The organism is Mesorhizobium sp. M8A.F.Ca.ET.218.01.1.1 (assembly GCF_004791165.1).
GTDB lineage: Bacteria > Pseudomonadota > Alphaproteobacteria > Rhizobiales > Rhizobiaceae > Mesorhizobium.
Map to the genome: position 1 here is coordinate 135,702 of NZ_SRUZ01000006.1, position 19,131 is coordinate 154,832.

General features: G+C 64.9%; 21 protein-coding genes. All 21 read left to right on the top strand.

The features are described from left to right. Positions 1–726, top strand: a complete 726-nt coding sequence (flgF, locus tag EN861_RS21945) for a flagellar basal-body rod protein FlgF (protein WP_135865555.1) — start codon at positions 1–3, stop codon at positions 724–726. Position 727: 1 nt separating this feature from the next. Next, positions 728–2,128, top strand: coding sequence for a flagellar protein export ATPase FliI (gene fliI / locus EN861_RS21950; protein WP_127275712.1), 1,401 nt, complete (start codon positions 728–730; stop codon positions 2,126–2,128). Continuing rightward, positions 2,109–2,942, top strand: a complete 834-nt coding sequence (locus EN861_RS21955) for a hypothetical protein (RefSeq protein WP_127275713.1) — start codon at positions 2,109–2,111, stop codon at positions 2,940–2,942. Before fliI ends, EN861_RS21955 begins: the two co-directional genes overlap by 20 nt. 154 nt (positions 2,943–3,096) lie before the next feature. After that, positions 3,097–3,477 (top strand): flagellar basal body rod protein FlgB, encoded by a 381-nt coding sequence (gene flgB, locus EN861_RS21960; RefSeq protein WP_127275714.1) that lies wholly within the window; start codon positions 3,097–3,099, stop codon positions 3,475–3,477. Positions 3,478–3,479: 2 nt separating this feature from the next. Continuing rightward, positions 3,480–3,896 carry a flagellar basal body rod protein FlgC gene (gene flgC / locus EN861_RS21965; RefSeq protein ID WP_127275715.1) on the top strand — a complete coding sequence of 139 codons (417 nt, stop codon included), beginning with the start codon at positions 3,480–3,482 and terminating at the stop codon, positions 3,894–3,896. Next, a complete protein-coding gene (locus EN861_RS21970) occupies positions 3,893–4,216 on the top strand; it encodes a flagellar hook-basal body complex protein FliE (protein ID WP_189343701.1) in 324 nt (107 codons plus the stop codon). The genes flgC and EN861_RS21970 overlap by 4 nt, the downstream gene beginning before the upstream one ends. Positions 4,217–4,226: 10 nt before the next feature. Further along, on the top strand, positions 4,227–5,015 hold the full coding sequence (gene flgG / locus EN861_RS21975) for a flagellar basal-body rod protein FlgG (RefSeq protein ID WP_127275716.1): 789 nt from the start codon (positions 4,227–4,229) through the stop codon (positions 5,013–5,015). A gap of 3 nt (positions 5,016–5,018) precedes the next feature. Beyond that, positions 5,019–5,567, top strand: a complete 549-nt coding sequence (gene flgA, locus EN861_RS21980) for a flagellar basal body P-ring formation chaperone FlgA (protein WP_135865557.1) — start codon at positions 5,019–5,021, stop codon at positions 5,565–5,567. Then, on the top strand, positions 5,564–6,805 hold the full coding sequence (locus EN861_RS21985) for a flagellar basal body P-ring protein FlgI (protein ID WP_127275718.1): 1,242 nt from the start codon (positions 5,564–5,566) through the stop codon (positions 6,803–6,805). Before flgA ends, EN861_RS21985 begins: the two co-directional genes overlap by 4 nt. A 2-nt stretch (positions 6,806–6,807) precedes the next feature. Next, positions 6,808–7,389 carry a MotE family protein gene (locus EN861_RS21990; protein ID WP_167531302.1) on the top strand — a complete coding sequence of 194 codons (582 nt, stop codon included), beginning with the start codon at positions 6,808–6,810 and terminating at the stop codon, positions 7,387–7,389. Next, on the top strand, positions 7,386–8,090 hold the full coding sequence (flgH, locus tag EN861_RS21995; RefSeq protein ID WP_127281130.1) for a flagellar basal body L-ring protein FlgH: 705 nt from the start codon (positions 7,386–7,388) through the stop codon (positions 8,088–8,090). Before EN861_RS21990 ends, flgH begins: the two co-directional genes overlap by 4 nt. A 35-nt stretch (positions 8,091–8,125) precedes the next feature. Further along, positions 8,126–8,620 carry a flagellar basal body-associated FliL family protein gene (locus tag EN861_RS22000; RefSeq protein ID WP_127869873.1) on the top strand — a complete coding sequence of 165 codons (495 nt, stop codon included), beginning with the start codon at positions 8,126–8,128 and terminating at the stop codon, positions 8,618–8,620. Beyond that, positions 8,617–9,348: a flagellar type III secretion system pore protein FliP gene (fliP, locus tag EN861_RS22005; RefSeq protein WP_027144757.1), complete on the top strand. Its 732-nt coding sequence runs from the start codon at positions 8,617–8,619 to the stop codon at positions 9,346–9,348. Before EN861_RS22000 ends, fliP begins: the two co-directional genes overlap by 4 nt. A 242-nt stretch (positions 9,349–9,590) precedes the next feature. Further along, positions 9,591–10,577: a flagellin gene (locus EN861_RS22010; protein ID WP_127869874.1), complete on the top strand. Its 987-nt coding sequence runs from the start codon at positions 9,591–9,593 to the stop codon at positions 10,575–10,577. A 277-nt stretch (positions 10,578–10,854) separates the two neighbouring features. Beyond that, on the top strand, positions 10,855–11,919 hold the full coding sequence (locus EN861_RS22015) for a flagellin (protein WP_127277944.1): 1,065 nt from the start codon (positions 10,855–10,857) through the stop codon (positions 11,917–11,919). A gap of 131 nt (positions 11,920–12,050) precedes the next feature. After that, positions 12,051–13,700 carry a flagellar basal-body MS-ring/collar protein FliF gene (fliF, locus tag EN861_RS22020; protein ID WP_135865559.1) on the top strand — a complete coding sequence of 550 codons (1,650 nt, stop codon included), beginning with the start codon at positions 12,051–12,053 and terminating at the stop codon, positions 13,698–13,700. Between the two features lie 3 nt (positions 13,701–13,703). After that, a complete protein-coding gene (locus EN861_RS22025; RefSeq protein WP_135865561.1) occupies positions 13,704–14,324 on the top strand; it encodes a hypothetical protein in 621 nt (206 codons plus the stop codon). Beyond that, a complete protein-coding gene (locus EN861_RS22030; protein ID WP_135865563.1) occupies positions 14,321–15,745 on the top strand; it encodes a MotB family protein in 1,425 nt (474 codons plus the stop codon). Before EN861_RS22025 ends, EN861_RS22030 begins: the two co-directional genes overlap by 4 nt. Beyond that, positions 15,742–17,112, top strand: a complete 1,371-nt coding sequence (locus EN861_RS22035) for a chemotaxis protein MotC (RefSeq protein WP_127277940.1) — start codon at positions 15,742–15,744, stop codon at positions 17,110–17,112. Before EN861_RS22030 ends, EN861_RS22035 begins: the two co-directional genes overlap by 4 nt. Beyond that, positions 17,109–18,488: a flagellar hook-length control protein FliK gene (locus EN861_RS22040; protein WP_127277939.1), complete on the top strand. Its 1,380-nt coding sequence runs from the start codon at positions 17,109–17,111 to the stop codon at positions 18,486–18,488. The genes EN861_RS22035 and EN861_RS22040 overlap by 4 nt, the downstream gene beginning before the upstream one ends. Then, positions 18,418–19,005 (top strand): transglycosylase SLT domain-containing protein, encoded by a 588-nt coding sequence (locus EN861_RS22045; RefSeq protein ID WP_167531313.1) that lies wholly within the window; start codon positions 18,418–18,420, stop codon positions 19,003–19,005. The genes EN861_RS22040 and EN861_RS22045 overlap by 71 nt, the downstream gene beginning before the upstream one ends. Positions 19,006–19,131 lie beyond the last annotated feature (126 nt).

Consider the following 19,131-nt stretch of genomic DNA (forward strand, 5'->3'; position numbering starts at 1 on the left):
ATGCGAGACAGTCTTTACGTCGCCCTCTCCGCGCAGATGGCCCTCGAGCGGCGGCTCGATACGATCGCCGACAATGTCGCCAACGCCAGCACCGTCGGCTTTCGCGCCACCGGCGTGAAATTCGAGGATGTGGTGTCGGGTGCAGGGCAGAAGTCGGTATCGTTCGCTTCCTCCGGCAAGACCTATCTGTCGGGGGCTCACGGCGCCATGACAGAAACCGGCAACCCATTCGATTTCGCCATCCAGGGCGACGCCTGGTTCGCCATCGACACGCCGGCCGGCACCATCATGACTCGCGACGGCCGCTTCTCCATGAACGAGAATGGCGAGCTGATGTCGGTCGAGGGCCACCCGGTGCTCGACGCCGGCGGCGCGCCGATCCAGCTCGATCCCCGCAACGGCCCGCCCAAGGCGGGCGCCGACGGCTCGCTGCGCCAGAACGAACAGCTCGTCGGCTCGATCGGCCTCTACAATTTCGACCCGGGCCAGAATTTCGTGCGCTACGGCAATTCCGGCATTGTGCCCGCACGCACGCCCGAACCGGTCACCGACCGTTCCGATGTCGGCATAGCGCAAGGTTTCGTCGAGGAATCCAACGTCAATCCGGTGCTGGAAATGACCCGGCTGATCATGGTCCAGCGCGCCTTCGAGAACACCGCCGCGCTGATGCGGCAGACCGATTCCTCCACCGATGAGGCGATAAAGACGCTCGGCTCGAAGTCGTAGCATGTCGTCAGAGCAGCCAACCATCCGCGCACCCGAAAGACAGCTCCAGCCGGCGCCGAAAGATCGGCTTGCCGCTTTGGAGCGGGTCATCAGACGCTTCGGCGATGGTGACGGGCTGGTCAAGCGCGGCGGCCTCGTCACCGAAGTCACGCCCACGCACTACAAGGTGCGCGGCCTTTCCGATTTCACCCGGCTGGGCGACATTGTCGAACAGCGCGGCCAGGCCGGCGCGCGTCGCGGCGAGATCGTCAAGATCAGCCGTGACGAGGTTGTGATCGCCCCCTTCGAACGCAGTGCCGACGCCGGCATCGGCGATGCCGTGTTCCGCAGGGGTCCGCTCGCGGTGGCGCCGCATGCCTCGTGGCGCGGCCGCGCCATCGACGCGCTCACCCGGGCGATCGATGGTGGTCCGCCCTTGATGAGGGGCGACGACATGGCGGCGATAGCCGCGACGCCCGGCGCCATGGCGCGGCAGCGTGTCGGCACAGCCTTCATGACCGGCGTCAAGGTCATCGACATCTTCACGCCACTCTGCTTTGGCCAGCGCATGGGCGTTTTCGCCGGCTCCGGCGTCGGCAAGTCGACGCTGTTAGCCATGCTCGCCGGCGCCGACGCGTTCGACACCGTCGTCGTGGCGCTGATCGGGGAACGTGGCCGCGAGGTCCGCGAATTCCTCGAGGACACGATCGGCGACAGCATGGCCAAGACCGTCGCCGTCGTCGCCACCAGCGACGAGAGCGCCATGATGCGCCGGCGCGCGCCCGACACCGCCATGCGTGTGGCCGAGCATTTTCGCGACCAGGGCCACCGTGTGCTTCTGGTGCTGGATTCGATCACCCGCTTCGCTCACGCGCTGCGCGAGGTGGCGACGGGAACCGGCGAGCCGCCGGTCGCGCGCGGCTATCCCGCCTCGGTCTTCACCGAACTGCCCAAGCTGCTCGAGCGCGCCGGCCCCGGGGCCGAAGGTAAAGGCTCTATAACCGCCATCATTTCCGTGCTGGTCGACGGCGACGACCACAATGATCCGGTCGCCGATTCCGTCCGCGGCATTCTCGACGGCCATGTCGTGCTCGACCGCGCGATCGCCGAACAGGGCCGCTATCCGCCCGTCAATCCGCTGTCATCCATATCGCGGCTGGCAGGCAAGGCCTGGAACATCGAGCAGCGAGCCCTGGTGACGCGGCTGAAGTCGATGATCTCCCGCTTCGAGGACACCCGCGACATCCGCCTGCTCGGCGCCTATCAGGGCGGCGTCGACGCCGAACTCGACATGGCGGTGCGCCAGGTGCCCCTGATCTATGAGGCGCTGACGCAATCACCCAGGGACCGTCCGTCCGCCGATCCGTTCTCCGACCTTGCCCGCCATCTCAAGGGAAAGCAGAATGTCGAACCAGGAGACTGAACGCCAGTACACGGAGCGCCTCCTGAACGAGATGATCGCCGAGGCGAACGCCGCGGAACAGGCTCGAGCGGAGGAGGCCAGGGTCGCCAAAGCAAACGCCGCCGGCGCCATTGCTGCCAGGACCGCGGCTGTTCTGGCCAGGGCCGTCAAACCGGCTCTCCCCAGATCCGAACCTGTTCTGGGCCGGACCGCCCTTTCATCAACGCATGTGGCTCCCGGCGTCGATGCTCCGGAGATGATGCAGGCCAGCCGCGAATTGCTGATCGAAGACCTTTTTCCGGTCGCCGAATGGCCGCAACCGCCAAAGGCGCAATTTCCAAAATTGCGAAAGAAGGCGGACCGTCGCAGCGACGTCGTCATCGCCGCGCTCGGCATCACGCTCGGCCTGATCTGCGCTCTGTTTCCCTGGTACATTTTCTTCAACCAGGACCAGTTCGGCGTCCAGGCGATCAAGTTCGGCGGCACCGGCACCAATTCAGGACGCGTGGGCGGCGGCGTGGTCGCGGCACGCAGCGCGCCGCTGACCGCCAAGGACGTTCCCAACGCAGGTGTCGACCTGCTCGCCACCGGCGCGGTGCAGGACGATGCCAAAACGGAGCCGCCCGGCGACCAGCCCTTCCCCGCCGATATCGCGAAGTTCCGCATGGTCCATGTCGCCAACGGCCGCGCCATGATCGAGGACGACACCGGCCTGTGGATGGTCCAACGCGGTTCGACGCTGCCGGATTCCAGCAAGGTCTCGGCGATCGAACAGCGCAACGGCAAATGGGTCATGCTCACCAGCGCCAACCAGGTGATCGAGCTTTCCAGGTAATGCCGTCTCGGCCTTGCCCAGAGCCGGATCCAAGATAGAGCAGAATATCGTCCGAAAACCGCTTCATACTTTTCGGCATCCTGCTCTAGCGACCGTCCGCAAGGTCCACGCAAGACTGGCGGCCTAGTCTTTGGGCACATGCCCGGAGATTCCCATGGAGCCTGTTTCCCTTTTCGATCTCGCCGCCAAGCAAGCGCAGTGGCTGTCCGTGCGTCAGTCGGCCGTGGCCGGCAACATCGCCAATGCCAACACGCCGGGCTACACGGCAAACGATGTCGAGCCGTTCGAGAAGGTGCTCGACCGTACCGCGGTGTCGCTTGAGATCACCGAGCCCGGCCATCTCGGCAGCGCTGCCACCAATGCCGGCTTCGCCATCAAGCCGCAGGAAGACGACGGCGTGATCTTGCCGTCCAAGAACACGGTCGTGCTTGAAGACCAGCTTCTCAAGGCCGGCGAGGTGCGCCGCTCCTTCGAGCTCAACACGGCCATCGTCAAGGCATTCCATTCAATGATGATGATGGCGGTGAAGAGCTGACCATGGACGCGCTGACCGCAGCCCTCAAAGTCGCAGCATCAGGCCTCGGCGCCCAGTCCGAGCGCTTGCGCGTGGTTTCGGAAAACCTCGCCAACGCCCAGTCGACGGGAACCACGCCGGGCGCCGACCCGTATCGCCGCAAGACCATCAGCTTCGTCTCCGAACTCGACCGGGCCTCCGGCAGTTCGACCGTTGAGGTGAACTCGATCGACCGCGACCCGAGCGACTTTCCCGTCGAATTCCAGCCCGGCAACGAGGCCGCCGACGACAAGGGCTATGTCAAGATGCCCAATGTGAACGTGCTGATCGAAATGGCCGACATGACCGAGGCCAACCGCTCCTACGAGGCCAACCTGCAAGTCGTGAAGCAGGCGCGCGACCTCATTTCAATGACCATCGACCTGATGAGGAACCAATGATCGTCAACGGCATCGGCGCGCTTAACCTGAAGCCTGGGCTGGGCGACACGGCCACCGACCTGCTGCAGGGTGGCGTTGCGCCGGCGGCATCGGGAAACCTCGGCACCTCCTTTGCCGAGGCGGTGAGCCAGGCAGCCTCCAAGACCGTCAGCACCATGCAGAATGCCGAGCAGGTGTCGCTGCAGGCGCTCAAGGGCGACGCCGACACCCGCCAGGTGGTCGATGCCGTGATGAGCGCCCAGCAGGCGCTGCAGACCGCCGTTGCTATCCGCGACAAGGTCGTTTCGGCCTATCTCGAAGTCAGTCGTATGGGCATCTGAGGAGCAGGCCATGAAAGCACTCGCCATCGCCGCCACCGGCATGAATGCCCAGCAGACCAATCTGGAAGTCATCGCCAACAACATCGCCAACATCAACACCACCGGCTACAAACGCGCGCGCGCCGAATTCTCCGACCTGCTCTACCAGGTCGATCGCACGCAAGGTGTGCCGAACCGTTCCAACGCCTCGCTGGTGCCGGAAGGCGTTTCGATCGGTCTCGGCGTCAAGACGACCGCCGTGCGCAACGTCCACACACAGGGCGAACTGACCAGCACCGGCAACAGTTTCGACATGGCGCTCACCGGCAGGGGCTGGTTCCAGATCGAAGGTGCGGATGGCGGCACGCTCTATACGCGCGCCGGCGCCTTCAACACCAACGCCACCGGCCAGCTGGTGACGGTCGACGGCGCCAACGTCATTCCGGCCATCACCGTGCCGGTCGACGCGGTCGAGGTCATCGTCAACAAGACCGGCCAGGTCTTTGCCCGCATCGACGGTCAGACCGACCTGCAGAATCTCGGCCAGCTCCAGATCGTCAACTTCGCCAACGAGGCAGGCCTGGCACCGCTCGGCGACAATCTGTTCCAGGAAACGACAGCCTCCGGTCCCGCCAATGTCGGCGTGCCCGGCGATCCAGGCTTCGCCACCATCCAGCAAGGCTATCTCGAGGCTTCCAACGTCGATCCGGTCAAGGAAATCACCGAACTGATCTCGGCGCAGCGCGCCTATGAGATGAATTCCAAGGTCATCCAGGCCGCCGACGACATGGCCTCCGTTGTGTCCAAGAACATCAGGTAACGGATGGCCATGCCGATCTCCCGCTCCGCATTCCGCCGCGCCGCGCTGACCCTTGCGCTGGTGGCCGGCGGCATGCCGGCTTTCGCCCAGGAATCGACGAGTCAATCGGCAAGCCAATCGACGGGCCAGTCGGCCAACCAGATTGCCACCAATCAGCCCGCCGGCGAGGTCGTGCTGATTCCCAACCGCGTCATCTATCCCGGTGAGACCATCGAACTCGCCGCGCTGAAACAGGTCACCCTCATCACGGGCAAGCACAAGCCCGATGCGGTAGCGACCCGTTCCGAGGAACTCCAGGGCAAGATCGCCAAGCGCACGCTGCTGCCGGGCCGCTACATTCCTTCCGCCGCCATCCGCGAGGCCTGGCTGGTCGAACAGGGTGCGGCCGTGCAGGTCTTCTTCGTCGCCGGCGGGCTGACGATCACGGCCACCGCCGTGACCTTGCAACCGGGCTCGGCCGGCGACTTCATCAAGGTTCGCAACAGCGACAGCGGCAAGATCCTCTCCGGCACGGTGATGGCCGACGGCACCATCCAGGTCGGCGCTTCATGATGCGGCCGTTTGCCCTTCTGCTCGCGGCGGCACTTGGCCTGCAGCCGGCGCTGGCCGATGGCTTAACGCCCAAGGCCAAGCGCGAGCTCGCCGCCAAGAATGGCGGTGTCTACGACGATCCGGAATATGATCCGGCCACCACCACGCGCATGTTCCGCGTTTCGCCCGGGCCGAGTTCGCTGCCGCCAGGCCAGGTCGCCTCGCGCATCAAGGACATCGCGCAGCTGCAGAGCTCGCGCGACAACCAGCTCGTCGGCTACGGCCTCGTCATCGGGCTCGCCGGATCCGGCGACAGCCTGCGCAACTCGCCGTTCACCGAACAGTCGATCCGCGCCATGCTCGAAAATCTCGGCATCGCCACCGAAGGCGGCAGCGCGCGCGCCAAGAACGTCGCCGCCGTCATCGTCACCGCCAACATGCCACCCTATGTGCAGTCGGGCGCACGCATCGACATCGACGTCTCCTCGATGGGCGACGCCACCTCGCTTGCCGGCGGCACGCTGATCATGACGCCGCTCAAGGCGGCGGACGGCGAGATTTACGCCGTCGGCCAGGGCGCGGTCATCGTTTCCGGTTTCACCGCGCAGGGCCAGGCCGAGCAGTTGACGCAAGGCGTGCCGACCGCCGGCCGCGTGCCGAACGGCGCCATCGTCGAGCGGCAGGTGAAGGCCGAATTCGACGACCAGTCGACGCTGACGCTGCAATTGCGCAATCCAGATTTTTCGACCGCCATCCGCATCGCCGATGCGATCAACGACTACACCGCCCAGCGCTTCGGCATGCGCGTGGCGGCCGAGCGCGATTCCCGCACCGTGCAGATCAGGCGGCCGAAGAGCGTGTCGGCGGCCCGCTTCTATGCCGAGATCGAGAATCTGGTGGTCGAGTCCGACACGCCGGCTCGCGTCGTCATCGACGAGCGCACCGGCACCATCGTCATCGGCAACGACGTCAAGATCTCGCGTGTCGCCATCAGCCACGGCACGCTGACGGTGCGCATCACGGAAGCGCCGCGCGTCGTGCAGCCGGAACCCTTCTCCAAGGGTGAAACCGCCGTCGAGCCGTTCACCGCCATCGATGCCAGCCGGCCCGACGCCCGCGTTGCCGTGCTCGATGGACCCGACCTGCAAACCCTCGTTTCCGGCCTCAATCGTCTCGGCGTCAAGCCGGACGGCATCATTGCCATCCTGCAAGGCATCAAGTCGGCCGGCGCCCTGCAAGCCGATCTGGTTCTCCAATAGCGATGCCGATGATCTCCTCCCTCTCGTCTCGTGAAAGACGCCGCTCCCGCATATTCCTGTTGGCGGCCGCGCTGGCGGCCATGCCTGTCCTTGGCGGCGCACACGCGGACGATGCCGTGCGGCAGGTTCTGCCCGGTGGGCAGCCCACGGTCGCGCCGCAGCAATTGACGCGGGAGAAAGCACCGGACCAAAGCGAGATAGAGCGCTTCTGTTCCAACATCGCCGACGCCGCCCGCGACCGCCGCTATGCCTTGCAGGCGGAGGAGTTGAAGCAGCTGCAGGCCGGCATTGACGAGCGCATGAAGGCGCTGGACGCAAAGAAAGCCGAATACGAGACCTGGCTGAAGCGGCGCGAAGTGTTCCTGGCCAGGGCCGAGGACGGCGTCGTCAAGATCTATGCCGGCATGAAGCCCGATGCGGCTGCCGAACGCCTGGCAATCGTCAATGCGGACCTCGCCGCGGCCATCCTGATGAAGCTCGATTCACGCAAGGCCGGCGTCATCCTCAACGAAATGGACCAGAAGGCGGCGGCGACGCTCACCGGCATCATGGCCAGCGCAGCCCGAAGGGTAGATCCGTCATGATCCGCAAAATGCTCATCCTGTGCGCGGCCGCAGCGCTGTCGGGCTGCGGAACCAACTTCAAGGAGATCGGCAGGGAACCGACCATGTCGCCGGTCGGGTCGGGCATCGGCAGCGACGGGGCAGCGCCCTACAGCTATCCTCAGCCGCCCGCCACGCCGGTCAAGAAGTTCTCTCTGTGGGACGATCGTCAGAGCCGGCTGTTCACCGATCCCAGGGCGCTGCGCGAAGGCGACATCCTGACCGTCAGGATCAAGCTCAACGACAAGGCCAACTTCAAGAACCAGAACGACAGGAGCCGGACTGCCGCGCGCAAGCTGGGCTATGACGTCACGCTGGGATGGGAAGGCAACAGCACGAGCGGCAAGGGCGACGCCGGCTTGAGCTCCAGCACCGAGACCAACGCCGACGGCGAAATCAAGCGCTCGGAGAACCTTGAGCTCAACGTCGCCGCCGTCGTCACCGAGGTCCTGCCCAACGGCAATTTGATGATCAGGGGTTCACAGGAAGTGCGCGTCAACTACGAACTCAGAGTGCTCACCATCGCCGGCATGGTGCGTCCGTCGGACATCGGCGCGGAGAACACCATCTCCTATGAACGTATCGCCGAGGCGCGGATCTCCTATGGCGGCCGCGGTCGCGTCAGTGAGGTCCAGCAGCCGGCCTACGGCCAGCAGGTCCTCGACCAGGTTCTGCCGTTCTAGGTCTTGGCCTTCTGGGGATTGGAGAGCAAAGCACCGTGGCCAATGTCGAACAGGTTCAGCCTCGCAAGGGTCCTTCCCTTGCCATCCAGGGCGCCATGCTGCTCGTGGTGACGGCCGCCGCCATCGGCATGGGCTGGATGTCGGGTGGCTATCTCAAAGGCGTCGGCGCACCATCATCGGTGCCGGTTGCGCCTGAAAATGAAGGCAAGGTCGCGCAGCCCGCCGCCACGCAACAACCGGGCACGGGCCCGACGCTTGTCGCACTGGCGCCGATCACCACCAATATCGCCTCGCCTGCCGATACATGGATCAGGATGGAAGTATCCGTGGTCTATGACGCGCCGCAGCCGCCGGCCATGGCGGAGGATATTCAACAGGATCTTCTGGCTTTCGTGCGCACCCTGAAAATGCACCAGATCGAAGGCGCCAGCGGCTACCAGCACCTGAAGGCCGATCTCGACGAACGCGCCTCGATCCGCAGTCAGGGGCACGTCAAACAGGTTCTTATCAGGACATTGCTGCTCGAATGAGAAAATTCCTTCTTGCCGCGGTACTGATCGGTGCCGCCACCTCTGTCGCGGCGGCCCAGCAACTCGACCTCGGTGGCATCGGCAAGGCCGATGGCACCACCGTCGGCTACATCATCCAGATGTTCGGCCTGCTTACCGTCTTGTCGGTTGCACCGGGGCTTCTGATCATGGTGACGAGCTTCACCCGCTTCGTCATCGCCTTCTCGATCCTGCGTGCCGGCATCGGCCTGCAATCGACGCCGGCGAACCTCATCCTCATTTCGCTGTCGCTGTTCATGACCTTCTATGTCATGGCGCCGACCTTCGATCAGGCGTGGAACACCGGCGTCAAACCGTTGATGGACAACCAGATCAGCCAGACCGAGGCCTTCGAGAAGATTTCCGATCCCTTCCGCACCTTCATGCTGCACAATGTGCGCGACAAGGACTTCGACCTTTTCGCCGACCTCGCCCGCGAGCGCGGCCAGGTCGTTGCCAAGGAGACGGTCGACCTGCGCATCCTGGTGCCTGCTTTCATGATCTCCGAGATACGCCGCGGCTTCGAGATTGGCTTCCTGATCGTGCTGCCATTCCTGGTCATCGACCTGATCGTGGCCACCATCACCATGGCGATGGGCATGATGATGCTGCCGCCAACAGTGGTGTCGCTGCCGTTCAAGATCCTGTTCTTCGTCCTGATCGACGGCTGGAACCTGCTCGTCGGCAGCCTGGTGCGCTCTTTCACCTGATCGTCCGCGCTCGACATCAGGCATCGCGCGCCCGAGGAATCGGACGGCGCGAGCATCATCGAATTTTCTCCGAATTATTTTCGATTAACCGTCCGATTTAGTCCTTTGGTAGGGACTCGCCGCCATAGTCGCTCGCAGATGGCGGGTGACCCAAACGCAACGGTCATTGGCATGATGCCGCTCCGTCATACCGGACAAACCGGTATGCAAAAAACACCTGTAAAAACAAGGTACGAGTAGCCATGGCCAGTATCATGACCAACGCCGCAGCGTTGACCGCGCTGCAGAGCTTGAACGCCACCCAGAAGAGCCTCGACACCACCCAGTCCCGCATCTCGACGGGCTATCGCGTCTCCCAGGCTTCGGACAATGCCGCCTACTGGTCGATCGCCACCACGATGCGCTCCGACAACCAGGCCATGTCCACCGTTTCGGACTCGCTCGGCCTCGGCGCTTCGAAGGTCGACACCGCCTACACTGGCATGAACAGCGCGATCACCACCATCAACTCGATCCAGCAGAAGCTGACCGCGTCCTACGGTCAGACCGACGCCGCCAAGGAAAAGACCCAGGTCGAAATCGCCGCCCTTCAGGCACAGCTCAAGGGTTACGCCGACTCCGCCACCTTCTCCGGCACCAACATGCTGTCGGTGTCCACCGCCTCGGGCACGGCAGCCGACGTCAAGGTCGTTTCGGCTTTCAACCGCACCTCCGCCGGCGCGGTTTCGATCTCGACGATCGACGTCAAAGTCGAAAGCATCAAGCTCTATGACTCCGGCGCCGCGCCGACCGCCAAGGGTATCCTCGACACAGCCCGCCTTGGCACCACTGGCGCTGCAACCACCACAGCACAGGCCCCGACCCTTGGTGGCCCTATCGTTGCCGGCGATACCTATTCGGTCGCCAGCCTGGCCATCTTCTCGGGCACCACGGCCGCCAGCGACGCTCAGATCTCGCAGATGATGACCGTCGTCGACGCCGCGCTCAAGGACATGACGACCGCCGCTACCAAGCTCGGCGCCGCCAAGAGCTCCATCGACCTGCAGAAGACCTTCACGCAGAGCCTGATGGACTCCATCGATCGCGGCGTCGGCCAGCTCGTCGATGCCGACATGAACAAGGAATCGACCCGCCTCCAGGCTCTGCAGGTCCAGCAGCAGCTCGGCGTCCAGGCGCTGTCGATCGCCAACGGCTCCTCGCAGTCGATCCTGTCGCTCTTCCGCGGCTGATCCCTCTCGACCGACCAAACCAGGCAAACGGGCCGCGCCAAAAGCGCGGCCCGTTTTGCGTTTGCTCCAGCCCCGCGCAACCCTCGTTCCTTAACCCTCTGAAGCTGGCTTTTAACAGGCCATTAACCATAACGAGCTAGTCATGGTTAACCAATGACTACAACGGATTGCCGAATCGGCCCGATCGGGGTGGCGGCAATCCAGGGGCGGGTCGAGCGGCTCGCGAGGGCAACGCCGGTCTTTGAGAAAGACCGGTCTGAAAAAAGGAGCGAGTTTCTTGGCGAGCATCATGACAAACGCCGCGGCGTTGACCGCACTTCAAAGCCTTAACGCCACCAACAAGTCGCTCGAGCAGACCCAGGCCAGGATCTCGACCGGTTACAGGGTCTCCGAAGCATCCGACAACGCCGCCTACTGGTCGATCGCCACGACGATGCGCTCCGACAACCAGGCGCTGTCGACAGTGCAGGACGCGCTCGGCCTCGGCGCCTCGAAAGTGGACATTGCCTATACTGGCATGAACAATGCGCTGGATACGATCGGCAAGATCAAGACCAAGTTGCTTTCGACCATTGGCCAGACGGCAGCCGCCAAGGCAAAGACGCAGACCGAGATCACGACGCTTCAGGCGCAGATGAAGTCCTTCGCCGACGCCGCCACTTTTTCTGGTTCGAATTATCTTTCGGTGACGTCCAACGCCGCCAATGGTGGCGTCCAATCTGACGCCAAGATCGTCTCGTCCTTCAATCGCTCCTCCTCGGGCGCCATCTCGCTCGGAACGATCGACATCAATTTGGAGAGCACCAAGCTGTTCGATTCCGGCCTTCCTGCCGTCGTCAAGAACCAGGGCACGCTCGACCGCCAGACCTCGGTCTACTCCACCGCCGCCGCCCAGGCCTTGTACGACGCCGCCTATGCGACAGCACTCGCTGGCGGCGGCACGGACGCCGCCGCCAACACCGCTGGCCAGACCGCGGCCGCGGCGAGCACGGCCACGAAGATCGACAACGTCTCCGCGTTCAATCTCGACATCACCGCGGCCGGCGTGACCGACGACATCATCACCCAGATGATCGGCAAGATCGACAACGTCATGGCTCAGTTGACCGACCAGGCCACCATCCTCGGTTCGGCCAAGAGCAGCATCGATCTGCAGAAGACCTTCACGCAGAGCCTGATGGACTCCATCGACCGCGGCGTCGGCCAGCTCGTCGATGCCGACATGAACAAGGAATCGACCCGCCTCCAGGCGCTGCAGGTGCAGCAGCAGCTCGGCATCCAGTCGCTGTCTATCGCCAACAGCTCCTCGCAGTCGATCCTGTCGCTGTTCAAGAACGGCTAGTTCAGCCTTAGCCGACGGATACTTCGACTTCCAATTCACGGGCCGCGCCGCAAGCGCGGCCCGATTTCATTTTCGCACAAGCTTCGAGGCTTAGTGTTCCGGCGGACAGTCATGCTGGGAGTCGCTCAACCGTGCCGCAACAGATCCAGAGCATCATCTCGAATCTCCGCGGCTTTGGCGTCAGGCGCCTCGCCATGCTGGCGGGCATCGCTGTCCTGGTGATGGGCGTCATCGGCATTGCCTCGGTCTACCTCAACCGCCCGGCCTATGACACGCTCTATGTCGGGCTCGACCGCTCCGACGTGAACCAGATCGGCCTCGTGCTGGGCGAGGCTGGCATCGGCTTCGACGTCGGCTCCGACGGAACCTCCGTGCTGGTGCCGGCCGGCACCACGGCGCAGGCCCGCATGCTGCTTGCCGAGAAGGGCCTGCCGACCAGCGCCAATGCCGGCTACGAGCTGTTCGACAATGTCGGCGCGATGGGCCTCACCTCCTTCATGCAGCAGATTACCCGCGTGCGTGCGCTCGAAGGCGAGATCGCCCGCACCATCCAGTCCATCGCCGGCATCAAGGCGGCACGCGTCCACATCGTCATGTCCGAGCGCGCCAATTTCCGCCGCGATGAACAGCAGCCATCCGCCTCGGTCGTCATTCGCTACTCCGGCATCGACGCGGAGAAGAGCGCCATGTCGATCCGCCACCTCGTCGCCGCCGCCGTCCCTGGCCTGTCGGCCGACAAGGTGACGGTGCTCGATTCCAACGGCAATCTGCTGGCCGCGGGCGATGATCCCTCCAACACCAGCGCCGCCCGCACACTCGGCGTCGAGCAGACCGTGGAGGCGCAGATCGGCGACAACATCCGCCGCGCGCTGACGCCCTATCTCGGGCCTGACAATTTCCGCGCCAGCGTCAAGGCCGACGTCAACACCGACACCCGCCAGACCGAAGAGACGATCTTCGATCCGGAGTCCCGCGTCGAACGCTCGGTGCAGTCGGTGCGCGCCAACGAGAACAGCAATCAGAAACAGGCCTCCACCCCGGCCAGCGTCGAGCAGAACCTGCCCGAGACCCAGGCGACCAGCACCGAGGGTCCGCAGACCTCCTCGGCGAACGACCGCAAGGAGGAAATCACCAATTACGAGATCAACTCCAAGAAGATCGCCACCGTCTCCAATGGCTACAGCGTCACCAAGATGTCGATCGCAGTCGTCGTCAACCAGGACCGGCTGAAGGCGATCCTGGGCAAGGACGCGACGCCCGACCAGATCGCCAAGCGCGTCGCCGAAATCCAGAAGATGGTGAGTTCCGCCACCGGCTTCGACGACAAGCGTGGCGACGTCATCGACGTCTCGGCGGTCGAGTTCATCGACGGGCTGGACGGCGAGGCGATCCCGCAGGGGGGAATGCTCGATTCCATCGGCCAGCATGCCGGCACGTTGATCAATGCCGGCGCCTTCATTGTCGTGGTGTTCCTGGTCGCCTTCTTCGGCTTGCGGCCGATGGCGGCCGCGCTGACGGCCAAGGCGACGCCCGCCATAGCAGGCCCCAATTTCGATGAAGTCCAACGCTCTCTGCCGACCCCGGAGGCAGCCGCTTCCGCCGATGCGGGTGCCGCCGTCGGCGCCTTGCCCGGCACGCGTGCCGGCGCCACCCCGCTCGACGATTTGCGCCAGAAGATCAGGCCGGCCCCGCAGGAGCGGCTTGCCCGCATGGTCGACATCAACGAGGAACGCACCGCGCAGATCCTGCGCAAATGGGCGGCCCAGGAAGTCGCGGCGTAGACCATGCCCTCCGCAGCCCTCTTCGATCTTCTTCCGGACTTCGGCGCGCGCGCGCAACGCGCCAGCCAGCCCCAGCCCGCCGCCGAGCACATGCCCGAGGCGGCGGCACCGCCGGCCGATATCGGCACGCTGATCGCCGAGGCGGTTGCCCAGGCGGAGGCGGCGCTCGGCGAACGGCTTGCCGCGACCCATCAAGCAGCGCTGGAAGCGGAACGCCAGGCAAATGCCGAGGAAGCGAGGGCGTTTCTCGACAGCTTCGGTGGCGATGTCGGTAAGGCGGTTTCGTCGCGGCTCGACGCCATGGAGGCGCGCGTGACGGATCTTGTCGGCGCCACGGTCGCCCGCGTCATCGGCGGCGTTGTCAGCGACGATCTGCGCAAGCGCTCGCTTGAAGCGCTCGCCGGCGCGATCCGCGAAGCCGTTCGCGATGGCGAAGCCGTGCGCATCGCCGTCCGCGGGCCACTCTCGCTGTTCGAAACGCTGAAGGCATCGCTTGGGCCGCGCGCCGAAAATCTCGACTTCATCGAGGCGCCCGGCTTCGACCTGACGGTCACCATCGACGAGGCCGTGTTCGAGACGCGCATGGCCGAATGGTCGGCAACCCTTTCCGAGGTCCTGTCATGAGCGTCGCCGATGCCGATCACGGCAGGCACGAGATCATCATCGTGCGGCGCGGGCATGACGACCACGACGAAGGTCATCATGGCGGCGTCTGGAAGATCGCCTTCGCCGACTTCATGACCGCGATGATGTGCTTCTTCCTGGTCATGTGGCTGATCAATGCCGCCAACGAGCAGACCAAGGCGGCCGTCGCCAGCTACTTCAACCCCGTCAAGCTGGTCGACCGTGAGTCGAGCCGCAAGGGCCTCGAGGATCTCGGCAACGGACCGCGCGCGGTCGGGCTGACGGCCGACGACCCGCAGGAAGCGACAACCAAGGCCGGACAGGACGGCATCGGCGCAGCGGGCTCATCCAACCGTAAGCAGAACAAGCAGGAGGCGCAGCAGTCGCAACAGTCCGACGAGCATCTCTTCGCCGACCCCTATGCGGTGCTGTCAGAGATCGCCACTGATACCGGCGTCATGCAGAATGTCAGCCAGAAGGGCGATGGCGGCGCGCAGAATTCCGGCCCGGCGACCGGCGCCTCGGGCGGCGCGTCCTACCGCGATCCCTTCGAGCCTGACTTCTGGTCGCAGCAGGTTGCCGCGCCCGGCGCCGAGGCGAGTGCCCAGCGCCCCAGGGTCGAGGGCGACCCGCTCAAGCCCGGCGACAAGGCTGCCGAGACGCAGATCGCCAAGGTCAAGGCCGTGCAGCCGGCACCGCCGGTCCAGGACGCACCGCTGGAACCCCTGGCCGGGGATGCCAAGGATGCCGCCGCGGCAATGGCCAAGGCCGGCGATGTGAAAGCCGGGGATGCCAAGGTCGGGGATGCCAAGGCCGGGGATGCCAAGGCCGGGGATGCCAAGGCGGGCAACGCCAAGGCTGGAGACAGCAAGGCCGCGGATACGGCCAAGGCGGGCACGGCCGTCGCGAAGCAGGAGGCCGCAAAGCCCGAGGCGGCGGACAGGGCTCCGACCGCCGCCGCGGTGAAGGCGGCTGCCGACGTCAAGCAGCAGCTCGCCGATGCCTTCAAGCCCGGCGACAAGCTGCATGACGGTGTCTCGGTCGAAGCCACTGACAAGGGTGTCGTCATCTCCATCACCGATCAGCTCGACTTCGGCATGTTCGAGGTCGGATCGGCGGTGCCGAGCCGTGAACTGGTGCTGGCGATGGAAAAGATCGGCCGCATCGTCAACAGCCAGAAGGGCACCATCAGCATCAACGGCCACACCGATGCGCGCCCTTTCCGCAGCGACAGCTACGACAATTGGCGGCTGTCGACGGCGCGCGCGCATTCGGCCTATTACATGCTCGTGCGTGGTGGCGTCGATGAACGCCGTATCACCGAGGTTGCCGGTTTCGCGGATCGCCAGCCCAAGGATCCGGCGGACCCGATGTCGGCGGCCAACCGCCGCATCGAGATCCTGATGGCGACCGGCGGATGAAGCGGGCGGCGCTGACCAGCCGCCTGACAGGCCTGTTGCTGCTGGCCGCGGCATGTCCGTCGGCGGGCCTCGCCCAGGATACGCTGCAGCCCTATCAGCTGGTGCGCTCGTTGCAGCTCGTCCAGGACCGTATCGCGGCCGGCGATCATGCCGCGATGCCGATGCAGGCCAAATTGCTCGAGATGACCGATGCCCGGTTGCGCGCCGCGGATGCCGAGGATTTCAAGGACCCCAAGAATTTTCGCGCGCTGCTGGTCTACGGCATGAGCGGCGGCAATCCGGTGACCGTCGAGGCGGCCGTATCGCGCGCCGCCTCCGATCCGCGGAACCTTGCCATCGCCAAAGGCGTGATCGGCTATCTGAACGGCCGGCCCGGCGAGGCGATCGAAGCCTTGAGGCCGATCGACCCGATGACCCAGCCAAGCGATCTCGGCGCGTTCCTCGCTTTGGTCAAAGGGTCACTGCTCGCCACGGACCAGCCGGCCGCCGCGCTGATGCTGCTCGATGAGGCCAAGCTGCTCAGCCCCGGCACTCTGGTCGAGGAAGCGGCTTTGCGGCGCTCGGTCGGCATTGCGGTGACGCAAGGCGACGCGGCACGGTTCGCGCTTGCCTCGACCCAATATGTCGAGCGCTATCTCTATTCGCCTTACGCCAGCCAGTTCGCCGACTCCTTCGTCTCCGGCGTCATCGCACTGCACATGTCGATCAGCCAGGACAAGCTTGCCGACATCACCTCGATGATGGATCCCGAGCGCGAGAAGGTGATCTATCTGCGCATCGCCCGCCGCGCCGCGATCGACGGCATGAGCGACTTATCGGCCTTCGCCTCGGCACGGGCCGAACAGGGTCGCGACGGCAACACCAATCAGGGCGATCCGCGCGCCCTGCTCTATTCCAGCCTGTCCACGGTGACCTCCGATACCATCGAGGACGTGCGCGCCAAACTGGGCAAGATCGACCGCGGCAAATTGTCGGACAGCGACCGCGCCTTGCTCGACGCGGCCCAGGCCATCGCCGGCGAAGTGGTGGCGCCGCCTGCCTCACTTGCGGCCGCAAACCCGGCGCCCGCACCAGTGGTGCCGGCACCCGAACCGGAGGCTGCGGCGGTGCCGACCACTGATGCCGCCGGATTGCCCCCCGTCGAGGGCGCCGTCTCCGAACGGCCGGCCGTGGCGCCATCCCTGGCCGCCGCGCCTGCTGCGCCGAACGCATCCGCGCCGGCAACCGACGCGGCAACCGCCCTGCCGGCATCGGCGCCGGCGACTTCGGCCAGCGCCGACACGACAGACCCGACCGACGCCGCCATGACAAAAACCCGTCGACAGCTCGACCTGATCGACCAGATGCTTGGAGCCGCCCCAAAATGACCCCCAGCCTCGGCCCGGCCCTGCCAGGATTTACCGCCGCGCGCACGGCCGAGCAGCAGGCCGCGCCTGGAAAGAAGGACGACACCGGTTTCGGCAAGATGGTGCACGGCGGCGCGAGCCCTGCCAATTCGGAAAAGCAGCCACCGGCCGAGGCCGGCTCTCGCGATCCGCGCTGGAGCAGGCTTGCGGCAGACCTTGCGGCGAAGACTGGCGAGGATGAGCCGATGCCCGCAGGCAAGGCAAGGACCACGCCGAGTGGATCATCTGCCGCGAAATCCATGAAGGACGGCAAGGACACCGGGACGGACAAGGATGCCGATGCCGACGCGTCGGCCATCGAACCGGGTGCAGCCGCGCTCGACGAGCATCTGCCGCTGCTGATGGCGTTTCATGACCTGCGCCATTTCTCGACATCAGCCAAGTCGGCCGACTCGAGCGCGAGCGAAACAGGACAGGACGCGGCTGTCGTTGGACAGCTTCCCACGAAGGCCTATCGGCAGAAATCCGCCGCCCCGAGTGACGGTCTCGACCCCATGTCCAAGCCTGAGCGGGTGTCGCTCGTCGACGGGCCGTTGACCAAACTCGACGGTCAGCTCGTCCGCGATGCCGCCGGCGCGCCAAGACACGACAATACGATCGAGGCCGGCCCCCTGCCCGAGACATCCGCGGAGGTGCCGGGCGTCGAGACGAAGCAGGCGGCGCCGCAGCTTAAATCCATCGCCGACCTTCAGTCTTCATTGCGGTCCGAACCAGGAAAACAGCAGTCGGCGGCGGCACGCATCGACGTCGTTTCCGAGCGCAGCTTCCCCGCGCCGCCGCAGGCCCCGATGAGCCAGGCGGCCCTCAACGTGATCGGCGCCATTTCAGCCGACGGCGGCCCGAACCAGGCGCTCGCCACGGCGTCCGCGACCGCTCAGCTGACGGGCTCTGTTGCCGTTCCGACACATGTCTTGAAGATCGAACTTCACCCGGCCGAACTGGGCATGGTCACGGCCCATCTTCGGCTCTCCGGAGAACAACTGTCGATTGAGTTGAAGCCCGAAACACACGATGCCTATCGCCGGCTTTCCAGCGACAGCGAAGCGATCGTCAAGTCGCTGCGCGGGCTCGGTTTCGAGGTTGACAAGGTGACCATCTTGCAACCATCGATTGCAGTCACCTCCACAATCCGGACGGATACAACCGCCTCCGTGAGCGCGGCACCCGGCCGCGATCCATCATCCTTCCAGCCCGGAAACTCCGGCGGCGGCAATAATGGGGCCGGTGGCCAGCAGTCGGGTCAGCATTCCGCAAGGGGTAGCCATGATGATGCGCAAACACACGGCCGCGTCGCTTCGCCTTCTCGCGAGCGCGCTGGCGGCGATATATTTATCTAGCCTCGCGAGCAGCGCCGGCGCCGCCACCAATCCCTGCGAACCCGAGATCCTGCGTGCCGCCGACCGCTATGGCGTGCCCGCCGGCATCCTCTATGCCGTCGGGTTGACGGAAACCGGCAACAAGGGCAGTCTTCAGCCCAACGCATTGAATATAGAAGGAAAAGCAGTCTTTCCGAGAAGCCGAACCGAAGCGCTTGCCGCCTTCGCCAACGCCCAGCGCGAGGGCAAGACGCTGATCGATCTCGGCTGCATGCAGATCAACCATCACTACCACGCCTCGCATTTCCGCAGCGTCGAGGACATGCTCGACCCACGCCAGAACGTCGACTACGCGGCGCGCTTCCTGGCCAGCCTCCATGCCCGCCACGAGACCTGGTCGATGGCCGTCGCCCGCTATCATGCCGGTCCCGACAACGACCCGGCGCAGAAGGTCTATGTCTGCAGGGTGATCGCCAACATGGTTGCCACCGGCTTTGGCAAATGGACCACGAACGCGCGCACCTTCTGCAACCCGTAAGCGCATTTTCTGCTTCTAATACATCAATCCCCGACTGCGGAGCGGTTCGGCACGACTTGGTCAAGACTTGCACCCGCAAGCATATCTGGCTGCACGCTAATGCAACCGATCCGATTCCAGACTCCC

Coding starts and splice junctions, on each gene's coding strand:
- flgF (WP_135865555.1), top strand. CDS start 1: ATGCGAGACAGTCTTTACGTCGCCCTCTCCGCGCAGATGGCCCTCGAG.
- fliI (WP_127275712.1), top strand. CDS start 728: ATGTCGTCAGAGCAGCCAACCATCCGCGCACCCGAAAGACAGCTCCAG.
- EN861_RS21955 (WP_127275713.1), top strand. CDS start 2,109: ATGTCGAACCAGGAGACTGAACGCCAGTACACGGAGCGCCTCCTGAAC.
- flgB (WP_127275714.1), top strand. CDS start 3,097: ATGGAGCCTGTTTCCCTTTTCGATCTCGCCGCCAAGCAAGCGCAGTGG.
- flgC (WP_127275715.1), top strand. CDS start 3,480: ATGGACGCGCTGACCGCAGCCCTCAAAGTCGCAGCATCAGGCCTCGGC.
- EN861_RS21970 (WP_189343701.1), top strand. CDS start 3,893: ATGATCGTCAACGGCATCGGCGCGCTTAACCTGAAGCCTGGGCTGGGC.
- flgG (WP_127275716.1), top strand. CDS start 4,227: ATGAAAGCACTCGCCATCGCCGCCACCGGCATGAATGCCCAGCAGACC.
- flgA (WP_135865557.1), top strand. CDS start 5,019: ATGGCCATGCCGATCTCCCGCTCCGCATTCCGCCGCGCCGCGCTGACC.
- EN861_RS21985 (WP_127275718.1), top strand. CDS start 5,564: ATGATGCGGCCGTTTGCCCTTCTGCTCGCGGCGGCACTTGGCCTGCAG.
- EN861_RS21990 (WP_167531302.1), top strand. CDS start 6,808: ATGCCGATGATCTCCTCCCTCTCGTCTCGTGAAAGACGCCGCTCCCGC.
- flgH (WP_127281130.1), top strand. CDS start 7,386: ATGATCCGCAAAATGCTCATCCTGTGCGCGGCCGCAGCGCTGTCGGGC.
- fliP (WP_027144757.1), top strand. CDS start 8,617: ATGAGAAAATTCCTTCTTGCCGCGGTACTGATCGGTGCCGCCACCTCT.
- EN861_RS22010 (WP_127869874.1), top strand. CDS start 9,591: ATGGCCAGTATCATGACCAACGCCGCAGCGTTGACCGCGCTGCAGAGC.
- EN861_RS22025 (WP_135865561.1), top strand. CDS start 13,704: ATGCCCTCCGCAGCCCTCTTCGATCTTCTTCCGGACTTCGGCGCGCGC.
- EN861_RS22030 (WP_135865563.1), top strand. CDS start 14,321: ATGAGCGTCGCCGATGCCGATCACGGCAGGCACGAGATCATCATCGTG.
- EN861_RS22035 (WP_127277940.1), top strand. CDS start 15,742: ATGAAGCGGGCGGCGCTGACCAGCCGCCTGACAGGCCTGTTGCTGCTG.
- EN861_RS22040 (WP_127277939.1), top strand. CDS start 17,109: ATGACCCCCAGCCTCGGCCCGGCCCTGCCAGGATTTACCGCCGCGCGC.
- EN861_RS22045 (WP_167531313.1), top strand. CDS start 18,418: ATGATGCGCAAACACACGGCCGCGTCGCTTCGCCTTCTCGCGAGCGCG.